9 protein-coding genes and 1 pseudogene are annotated in these 9,622 nt (G+C 56.7%); 7 read left to right on the top strand and 3 right to left on the bottom strand.

Annotated features, from left to right (window positions below):
* Together PFH44_RS21710 and nadE are read right to left on the bottom strand one after the other, a co-directional pair.
* Nucleotides 1-432 (bottom strand): annotated as a pseudogene (locus PFH44_RS21710) (endonuclease); the annotation flags it as partial.
* A 101-nt stretch (nucleotides 433-533) separates the two neighbouring features.
* A complete protein-coding gene (gene nadE / locus PFH44_RS21705) occupies nucleotides 534-1,358 on the bottom strand; it encodes an ammonia-dependent NAD(+) synthetase (RefSeq protein ID WP_045855467.1) in 825 nt (274 codons plus the stop codon).
* Nucleotides 1,359-1,635: 277 nt separating this feature from the next.
* Here nadE and osmE point away from each other — a divergent pair, with 277 nt between their 5' ends.
* The 7 genes from osmE (at nucleotide 1,636) to chbG (ending at nucleotide 7,576) form a co-directional block, all read left to right on the top strand.
* Nucleotides 1,636-1,974, top strand: a complete 339-nt coding sequence (osmE, locus tag PFH44_RS21700; protein ID WP_045855028.1) for an osmotically-inducible lipoprotein OsmE — start codon at nucleotides 1,636-1,638, stop codon at nucleotides 1,972-1,974.
* Nucleotides 1,975-2,257: 283 nt separating this feature from the next.
* Complete coding sequence (gene chbB, locus PFH44_RS21695; RefSeq protein ID WP_041145136.1) at nucleotides 2,258-2,578, top strand: PTS N,N'-diacetylchitobiose transporter subunit IIB; 321 nt, start codon at nucleotides 2,258-2,260, stop codon at nucleotides 2,576-2,578.
* A 167-nt stretch (nucleotides 2,579-2,745) separates the two neighbouring features.
* Complete coding sequence (gene chbC / locus PFH44_RS21690) at nucleotides 2,746-4,104, top strand: PTS N,N'-diacetylchitobiose transporter subunit IIC (RefSeq protein ID WP_041145137.1); 1,359 nt, start codon at nucleotides 2,746-2,748, stop codon at nucleotides 4,102-4,104.
* A gap of 52 nt (nucleotides 4,105-4,156) precedes the next feature.
* Entirely contained in the window at nucleotides 4,157-4,504 is a 348-nt protein-coding gene (gene chbA, locus PFH44_RS21685) for a PTS N,N'-diacetylchitobiose transporter subunit IIA (protein WP_041145138.1), read from the top strand.
* 12 nt (nucleotides 4,505-4,516) lie between these two features.
* Nucleotides 4,517-5,356, top strand: coding sequence for a transcriptional regulator ChbR (gene chbR, locus PFH44_RS21680; protein ID WP_283826108.1), 840 nt, complete (start codon nucleotides 4,517-4,519; stop codon nucleotides 5,354-5,356).
* A gap of 102 nt (nucleotides 5,357-5,458) precedes the next feature.
* Nucleotides 5,459-6,805, top strand: coding sequence for a 6-phospho-beta-glucosidase (locus PFH44_RS21675; protein ID WP_283826107.1), 1,347 nt, complete (start codon nucleotides 5,459-5,461; stop codon nucleotides 6,803-6,805).
* A 12-nt stretch (nucleotides 6,806-6,817) separates the two neighbouring features.
* Nucleotides 6,818-7,576, top strand: a complete 759-nt coding sequence (chbG, locus tag PFH44_RS21670) for a chitin disaccharide deacetylase (protein WP_045855031.1) — start codon at nucleotides 6,818-6,820, stop codon at nucleotides 7,574-7,576.
* A gap of 56 nt (nucleotides 7,577-7,632) precedes the next feature.
* On the opposite strand, the gene katE is transcribed toward chbG, so the two are convergent.
* Nucleotides 7,633-9,622, bottom strand: a 1,990-nt coding sequence (gene katE / locus PFH44_RS21665; RefSeq protein ID WP_283826106.1) for a catalase HPII, incomplete at its 5' end; no start/stop codon positions are given.

Here is a 9,622-nt window from a genome sequence, read left to right as displayed (position 1 = left end):
GCCGGACCGATGCTCCTGGCGGGAAAAGTCCAGCTCACGGGCGTACGCCACCTGCGGGCGGGCGTCGCTCAGCAGCAGCGAGCAGAGCTGTTTCGTGCGCCGTAGCCGCTTGTTGAACAGCGGCTGCTGCTGCTTAATCAGCTGCGCTTCGAGCAGCAGCGCGCCGAGCTCGCCCGCGGTACGATGCCAGCTAATGCGCCGCGCCTGGCGCAGCATGGCGGCTTCGTCCGGGGTGCGCAGATGCGACAGCACCCGGCTGCGAATGTTGACGCTTTTACCGATATAGAGCGGCAGGGTGTCGCTTTCGCCGTGAAACAGATAGACGCCCGGCAGGCTGGGCAGAGACGCCAGCCAGGGACGCAGATGTTCGGGATATGCATAAATTGCCGCCGCTTCAAACTCCAGACGCGGGGCGGATTGCCTTCTGACCACAGTGGCTCCTGATGCTGTTTATTTAAACAGTATAGCAGCCAGGGGAGGGGGCGAAAAGTGCAAAAAATAGCCCCGGCCGGCGCCGGGGCGATGGGGAAGGACTATCTCTTCCAGAAGTCGTCGAAGACGGTAATCGGCGTCCGGCGCTTGTGTTCCGTTTTCAGGTACCAGCCTTCGATAATTTTGGCCGTCTTCTCGTCGAGGGTTTTTCCTTCCAGATAGTCGTCGATATTATCGTAGGTGACGCCCAGAGCGGCTTCATCCGGCAGGGACGGACGATCGTCTTCCAGATCGGCGGTCGGCAGCTTCTTGTACAGATGCTCAGGGCATCCCAGGCGCGCCAGCAGCTGTTTACCCTGACGCTTGTTGAGGCGGAAAATCGGGTTGATATCGGTGCCGCCGTCGCCGTATTTGGTAAAGAATCCGGTGATCGCTTCCGCCGCATGGTCGGTACCGACCACCACGCCGTGAGTCATGCCGGCGATGCTGTACTGCGCCTTCATGCGCTCGCGCGCTTTTTCATTGCCGCGAACAAAGTCGCTGAGCTCAATCCCGGCTTCCCGCAGCGCCTGCTCGCTGGCCAGCACCGCGCCCTTAATATTGACCGTCAGCACGCGATCCGGCTGAATGAAGGCGATGGCATCCTGGCAATCCTGCTCATCCGCCTGCACGCCGTAAGGCAGGCGCACGGCGATAAACTGGCGGCTGTCGTCACCCTCTGCCCGCAGCTCATTAATAGCCTGCTGGCACAGTTTACCGGTCAGGGTTGAATCCTGGCCGCCGCTGATGCCGAGAACCAGCGCCTTAATAAAGGGATAGGTCTGCAAATAGGACTTCAAAAAATCTACGCTGCGGCGGATCTCACCGTCTGTATCGATCTGGGGACTGGCACCCAGCGCCTGGATAATTTCTTGTTGTAGCGTCATCGCGCCCTCCGGAAAGTGAATCTGTTTGGCAACCAGCATGGCTTAAAGCTACCTCTTTGCCGTTGAAACGACAAGGATCGTCGTTTTGAGTGCTGCAAAAGAAGGCAATCAATGACATACGATTTTTTTATGGTACGCGCGGCGGCCCGCTGGCGGCACGCTGCGGCGGGCTAATCCGGCATATCGCAGCGAAATTTCGCTTAAATCGACCTTCGGCTTGAAAAATAACGATATTTATTCCAGGCTTATTCACACGCCAAATAAAAGAGGACGGAATATGAATAAGAATTTAGCAGGACTTATGGGCGCAGCGGCAGTACTGACCATGCTGGCTGGTTGTACAGCCTACGATCGTACTGCAGACCAGTTCACACAGCCGGTTGTTAAAGATGTCAAAAAAGGGATGTCGCGTTCCCAGGTACTGCAGGTGGCGGGCAAACCGTCATCTGAAGTGACGATGATCCACGCCCGCGGCACCTGCCAGACCTACATCCTGGGTCAACGAGATGGTAAAATGGAGACCTACTTTGTCGCGCTCGACGAGACCGGTCACGTGATGAACTCCGGCTACCAGACCTGCGCGGAGTACGATACGGACCCGCGCAACAACAAGTAGTACGTGATACTGAGCTCTACGAATGCCCGACCCCTGGTCGGGCTTTTTTATGCGTGCGGATGCTTATTTAATTGCGCGAATTATTTGAGGGAAATGTGAAGGTAGTCAAAACGCGAGGTCAATGAGAGACAATTTTGTTTAACCAGGAATTATCCAGGTGCCGGGGGATGCCGTATACTCAATGCATAAACAATATCAATTGAACAGTGACAGGCCTTACCCGGTTCTTCGGCATAATATCCTGCCAGGAGGCCGCCAGGTTCTACAAATTGAGGAAGCGTTCATGGAAAAGAAACATATCTATCTGTTCTGCTCGGCTGGAATGTCCACTTCGCTGCTGGTATCCAAAATGCGTGCCCAGGCTGAAAAATATGAGGTGCCGGTCATTATTGAAGCATTTCCTGAGACCCTCGCCGGGGAGAAGGGACCGGAAGCCGACGTGATTTTATTAGGCCCACAGATTGCATATATGCTTCCCGAGATTCAGCGGCTGCTGTCCAATAAGCCGGTGGAGGTGATCGACTCTGCGCTGTACGGCAAGGTTGATGGTTTAGGTGTACTGAAAGCGGCCGTTGCGGCCATTAAGAAAGCTGCTGCACAATAATTTAATTTTAAAACTCACCTTTCGGGTAACGGGTAAAGTCAATTTCGCTTTCATGAAATATGTACACTGCCGGCTGCCCGAATATTAAAGAGTTTATTTTCCCGTCAAAGAGTAATTTCATCATTATGCCGTAATTGCACTATTACGGCTTTTAAAGGGTATTGACTATGAGTAAAGTGATTGACTCGCTTGAAAAGGTACTCCTTCCTTTTGCTGTTAAAATAGGAAAGCAACCGCATATTAATGCGATTAAAAACGGCTTTATTAAATTAATGCCGCTGACCCTCGCCGGGGCCATGTTCGTATTAATTAACAACGTATTTCTTAGCTTTGGTGAAGGCTCTTTCTTCTATTCAATGGGGATCCGCCTGGATGCCTCAACCATTGAAACCTTAAACAGCTTTAAGGCCATCGGCGGTAACGTTTATAACGGTACGCTCGGCATTATGTCGCTGATGGCGCCGTTCTTCATCGGCGCAGCGCTGGCGGAAGAGCGCAAGGTCGACCCGATGGCCGCCGGGCTGTTAGCCGTCGCGGCATTTATGACCGTCACCCCCTATAGCGTCGGCGACGCCTACGCCGTGGGCGCCAACTGGCTGGGCGGGCAAAACATTATATCGGGGATGATCATTGGTCTGGTGGTGGCGGAGCTGTTCACCTTCGTTATTCGCCGCAACTGGGTCATTACGCTGCCGGAGAGCGTGCCGTCATCGGTATCGCGTTCGTTCTCGGCGCTGATCCCGGGCTTCCTGATCCTGTCGATCTTCGGCATCGTCTCCTGGCTGCTGGCCTCGTATGGCAGCAACTTCCACCAGATTATTATGGACTCCATCTCCACGCCGCTGGCGGCGATGGGTAGCGTTGTCGGCTGGGCGTACGTTATTTTCAACTCCCTGCTGTGGTTCTTTGGCGTACACGGTTCGCTGGCGCTGACCGCGCTGGATAACGGCATCATGACCCCGTGGGCGTTGGAAAACATTGCGCTGTATAACCAGTATGGCTCCGTTGAAGCGGCCATCGAAGCGGGCAAACAGTTCCACTTCTGGGCCAAGCCGATGCTCGACTCCTACATCCTGCTGGGCGGCTCCGGTGCGACTCTGGGTCTGATTATCGCCATCTTTATCGGCTCACGCCGCGCTGACCATCGTCAGGTTGCTAAGCTGGCGCTGCCGTCAGGCATCTTCCAGATTAACGAACCGATCCTGTTCGGCCTGCCGATTATCATGAACCCGGTGATGTTTATCCCGTTCGTACTGGTGCAGCCGATTCTGGCGGCCATCACCCTGGCGGCCTACAGCATGGGGATTATTCCACCGGTGACCAACCTGGCTCCGTGGACCATGCCGACCGGCCTCGGCGCCTTCTTTAACAGTAACGGCAGCGTCGCTGCTCTGCTGGTGGCGCTGTTCAACCTGGGTATCTCGACCCTGGTCTACCTGCCGTTTGTCGCGATTTCTAACAAAGCGCAAAGCACCATCGAGCAGGAAGAGAGCGAAGAAGATATCGCTAACGCACTGAAATTCTGATGTCGAGCGGTACGGGAGGCTTCCCGTACCGCCTGAGAAATGAGGGAATACTATGTTTGATCTGGACCATATTGAAGCAACAGAGATGCCCGAGAATGACCTCGAAGAGGTGGTGATGGGGCTGATTATCAACTCCGGACAGGCCCGCAGCCTGGCCTATGCCGCGCTGAAGCAGGCGAAGCAGGGCGACTTCGCCGCCGCGAAAGCGATGATGGAGCAGTCGCGGATGGCGCTGAGCGAAGCCCACCGCGTACAGACTCAGCTGATTGAGAGCGATGAGGGCGAAGGGAAAATGAAGGTCAGCCTGGTGCTGGTTCATGCACAGGATCATCTGATGACCTCAATGCTGGCCCGCGAACTGGTTGCCGAATTGATTGAGCTCCATGAGAAGGTACAATAGGCCATCTACACGATGAGGCAGCCAAAGATGATGACCACAGAAATTAGTACCGCCCGCGAACAGCAGCTCTTCAACGGGAATAATTTTCATGTGGTCATCTACAACAAGACCGAGAGCGTCAGCGGGCTTCACCAGCATGACTATTACGAATACACCATCGTTTTGACCGGCCGCTATTATCAGGAGATTAACGGCAAACGGGTGCTGCTGGAGCGCGGGGATTTTGTCTTCATCCCAATGGGGTCGCACCATCAAAGCTTTTACGAGTTTGGCGCGACGCGCATTCTTAACGTCGGCATCAGCCGCAGTTTCTTTGAGAAACACTATCTGCCGCTGCTGCCGTTTGGTCTGGTTGCTTCTCAGGTCTACGCGGTCAAAAGCACCTTTCTCAGCTACATCGAATCGGTGATTGCTTCGCTGAACTTTCGCGAAACTGAATTTGACGAATTTATTGAGCTGGTCTCGTTTTATACCATTAACCGTTTACGGCACTACCGCGAGGAGCCGGTGCAGGATGTTATTCCGCAGTGGCTAAAAAATACCGTCGAGGATATGCACGATAAACATAAATTTGGCGAGGGGGCGCTTGAACAGATGGTTGAGCTCTCCGGGAAAACTCAGGAATATTTAACCCGGGCGACCCAACGCTATTATGGTAAAACGCCGATGCAGATTATTAATGACATTCGCATCAACTTCGCTAAGAAACAGCTGGAAATTACCAACTACTCGGTAACCGATATTGCTTACGAATCAGGATACAGCAGCCCCAGTTTGTTTATTAAAACATTCAAAAAGCTGACCTCATTTACGCCAAGCAATTATCGTAAAAAGATTACCATCCTTAATTAACCGGAGCGGAACCTTCCGCGCTGGAAAATATTCAAGTTAACTCTCCGTATTGATACGGCGAGTGGGCTACGCGCAATTCGTGGCGCCACAAGGGAGAATATGATGAGCCAGAAATTAAAAATCGTTACTATCGGCGGCGGCAGCAGCTATACCCCTGAACTCCTCGAAGGATTTCTCAAGCGTTATCACGAGCTGCCGGTTACGGAGCTGTGGCTGGTGGACGTGACGGAAGGGCAGGAGAAGCTCGATATTATCCACGCTCTCTGCGAGCGGATGGTCGAAAAAGCCGGCGTTCCGCTGAAGGTCTACAAAACCCTGGATCGCCGCGCGGCGCTGGAGGGCGCGGACTTCGTCACCACTCAGCTGCGCGTTGGCCAGCTGAAGGCGCGTGAGAAAGACGAGCGTATCCCGCTTAGCCACGGCTATCTTGGCCAGGAAACTAACGGCGCCGGCGGCCTGTTCAAAGGCCTGCGCACCATTCCGGTGATTTTTGATATCGTTAAAGATGTGCAGGAGATCTGCCCGGACGCGTGGGTGATTAACTTTACCAACCCGGCGGGAATGGTGACCGAAGCCGTGTATCGCCACACGGGCTTCCGGCGCTTTATCGGCGTGTGCAACATTCCGATCGGCATGAAAATGTTTATCACCGACGTGCTGCGCCTGAGCCCGAGCGACGAGCTGAATATCGATCTGTTTGGCCTCAACCACCTCGTGTTTGTCCGCGACGTGCTGGTGAACGGCGTATCGCGCTTTGACGAACTGCTGGACGGCGTCGCCTCCGGCAGCCTGAGCTCCAACTCGGTGAAAAACATCTTCGACTTGCCGTTCAGCGAAGGGCTGATCCGCTCCCTGCGCCTGATTCCGTGCTCCTATCTGCTGTACTACTTCAAGCCAAAAGAGATGCTGGCGATTGAAATGGGCGAGTACTATAAGGGCGGCGCCCGCGCTCAGGTGGTGCAGAAGGTGGAAAAACAGCTCTTCGAGCTGTATAAAAACCCGGATCTGAACGTTAAGCCGAAGGAGCTGGAGCTGCGCGGCGGAGCCTATTACTCCGACGCGGCCTGCGAAGTGATCAACGCTATCTACAACGATAAGCAGACCGAGCACTACGTAAATATCCCGCACCATGGCCACATCGATAATATCCCGGCCGACTGGGCGGTGGAGATGACCTGTACGCTCGGCCGCGACGGGGCGAAGCCGACGCCGCGCATCACCCATTTCGATGAAAAAGTCCAGGGGCTGATTTACACCATCAAGGGCTTTGAAGTGGCGGCGAGCCAGGCGGCGATAAGCGGTGAGCTGAACGATGTTCTGCTGGCGCTCAATCTGAGTCCGCTGATTCACTCCGACCGCGATGCCGAAATGCTGGCGCGTGAAATGATCCTCGCGCATGAAAAGTGGCTGCCCAACTTTGCGGCGACGATTGCAAAACTGAAACAGTAACGGGAGCGGCTGATGGAACGCGTGTTAATCGTTAATGCCGACGATTTTGGCCTCAGCAAGGGGCAGAATTACGGCATTATTGAAGCCTGCAAAAACGGGCTGGTGACCTCCACCACGGCGCTGGTTAACGGTGCGGCGATCGGCCACGCGGCCCAGCTCAGCCGCTGCGTGCCGGAGCTGGGCGTCGGGATGCACTTTGTCCTGACGCTGGGCGAGCCGCTCTCCCCGATGCCGGGCCTCGCCCGCGAAGGGCGCCTGGGTAAGTGGATCTGGCAGATGGCGGAAGAGGGCAGCCTGCCGCTGGATGAGATCGCGCACGAGCTGGAGTGCCAGTATCGCCGGTTTATCGCGCTGTTTGGCTGTGAACCGACGCATATCGACAGCCATCACCATGTGCATATGATCGCGTCTGTCTACCCCATCGTGGCGGCGTTTGCCCGCGAGAAGGGCGTGGCGCTGCGTATTGACCGCCAGCTGGCGCAGCGCGACGGCCTGGATCAGGATGCGGCGCGCAGCAGCGAGGGTTTTGCCAGCGAGTTCTACGGGGAGGCGATTTCTGAAGCGCTGCTGCTGCAGATCCTGGATGATTCAATCCGGCGGGAAGAGGCGTCGCTGGAGGTGATGTGCCATCCGGCGTTTATTGACCACGCCATTATGAGCAGCGCCTACTGCCACCCGCGGCTGGCGGAGCTGGAAGTGCTGACCTCCGAGGCGCTGAAATATGCGGTTGCCGAGCGCGGCTATCGTCTCGGTACCTACCGCGACGTCTAAAGAAGGGGGGCGACGGTGATAAGGGCCCGACGGCGGTGACGCCGGCGGGCCTTTTACTATGCCGGGATCGCCGCCGTTTTCCCACTTCTGGACCACACCCGATGCGCCTTCATCAGGGTTAACAGATTATCCATCGCCAGGGTATCGACGGTGTCGGTCTCGACAATCCCTTCCTCGCCCTGGCTGGCAACCTGCAGCAGCGACTTGAACCGTCGCGCATCGCCGGCCAGCAGAATGGGCTTCAGGTGTTTATAAGCCTCCAGCAGGTAGTACTGCGCGTCGCCGCTGGCGCCGAGGCTGGCCGCGTTGCCGCCGGGCACAATCACCGCATCCACCGTCAGCGAAGGCGAGCCGGCATAGGTTCCGGCAACGGGTAGCAGGGTCCCGTCATCGGCGCTGACTTCCCCCATCCGCGAGAAAAGCAGCTTCGTATGGACGCCTTTCGCCTGCAGGGCCTGCAGGAGAGTGAGCATCTCCTGGGCAAGCGGACGGTCGTTGAGCAATACCGCCACCACGCGGCCTTTGACCTCTCCGTCGGGAATGGCGTACAGGCTCAGAGAAGGATCTTTTTTCAGGCCGTTGACGTCCGCCGGAGGCGTAATGCCGCGCTGGGCATCGCTAAGCGCAATACCGAGATTTTTCCCTACCGCCTCGGCCAGCCGGATATCGATATGGGCCATCTGATCGACCATCCGCTCGCGGATCCAGGTTCTGACCACCTTACTCAGCTCAAAGCTGAAGCCGTCGATAATGTGCTGCTGCTCAAACGGGGTCTGGCTGCGCCAGAAGAGCAGCGGATGCGAGTAGTATTCGCCGAAGGAGGGGCTGCGCTGGCGAATCTTTTCGCCATCCACGCGCTCGGCGTAGGATTCAAAGCCGCCGCGGCGGGGAGCGGGCGGCGTTTCGCGCGGCCAGTTATCGCCGATCGAATTCGGCTCATAGTTGGCGGGATTGGTGTCGATATCCATCCGGTGCATGCCGTCCCGCTGGAAGTTGTGGTACGGGCAGGTGGGCTTGTTGATCGGAATTTCATGGAAATTGGGCCCGCCGAGGCGGCTGATTTGCGTGTCGGTATAGGAGAACAGCCGCCCCTGCAGGAGCGGGTCGTTGCTGAAATCGATCCCCGGCACGATATGTCCGGGATGGAAGGCCGCCTGTTCGTTTTCGGCAAAGAAGTTATCCGGGTTGCGGTTGAGGACCATTTTCCCCACCCGCTGCACCGGCACCAGCGCCTCGGGGATCAGCTTGGTTGGGTCCAGCAGATCGAAGTCGAAGGCAAACTCATCCTCTTCGGGGATCAGCTGCAGGCCGAGCTCATACTCGGGAAAATCACCGGCTTCAATGGCTTCCCACAGGTCGCGGCGGTGAAAGTCGGGATCGCGGCCGGTCAGCTTTTGCGACTCGTCCCAAATCAGCGAGGCTTTGCCCGCCACCGGCTTCCAGTGGAAGCGGACGAAGGTGGCCTTACCCTCGGCGTTTATCAGGCGGAAGGTATGGATCCCAAAGCCCTCCATCGTCCGGTAGCTGCGCGGCAGCCCGCGATCGGACATCGCCCACATGACGTTATGCAGCGTTTCGGGCTGCAGGGAGACGTAGTCCCAGAAGGTGTCGTGCGCGCTTTGCCCCTGCGGCATGGCGCAGTGCGGCTCGGGCTTCACGGCGTGGACGAAGTCGGGAAATTTCAGCGCGTCCTGGATAAAGAAGATGGGCGTATTGTTGCCCACGAGGTCGAAGATCCCCTCGTCGGTGTAGAACTTGGTGGCGAATCCGCGGATATCGCGCACCGTATCGGCGGAGCCGGCGCCGCCCTGCACGGTAGAGAAGCGGACAAATACCGGCGTTTTCTTCGCCGGGTCGGCGAGGAAATCGGCTTTGGTGACGTCGCTCAGGCTGCGATAGGCCTGAAAATATCCGTGTGCGGCCGACCCGCGGGCGTGGACGATCCTCTCCGGAATACGTTCGTGGTCAAAGTGGGTGATTTTTTCGCGCAGGATAAAATCTTCCAGCAGCGTCGGGCCGCGGTTTCCCGCGCGCAGGGAGTTCTGA

This window comes from Klebsiella sp. Ech2A (assembly GCF_030078455.1).
GTDB classification, from domain to species: Bacteria; Pseudomonadota; Gammaproteobacteria; order Enterobacterales; family Enterobacteriaceae; genus Klebsiella; species Klebsiella terrigena.
This window is presented reverse-complemented; position numbering and strand designations above follow the sequence as displayed.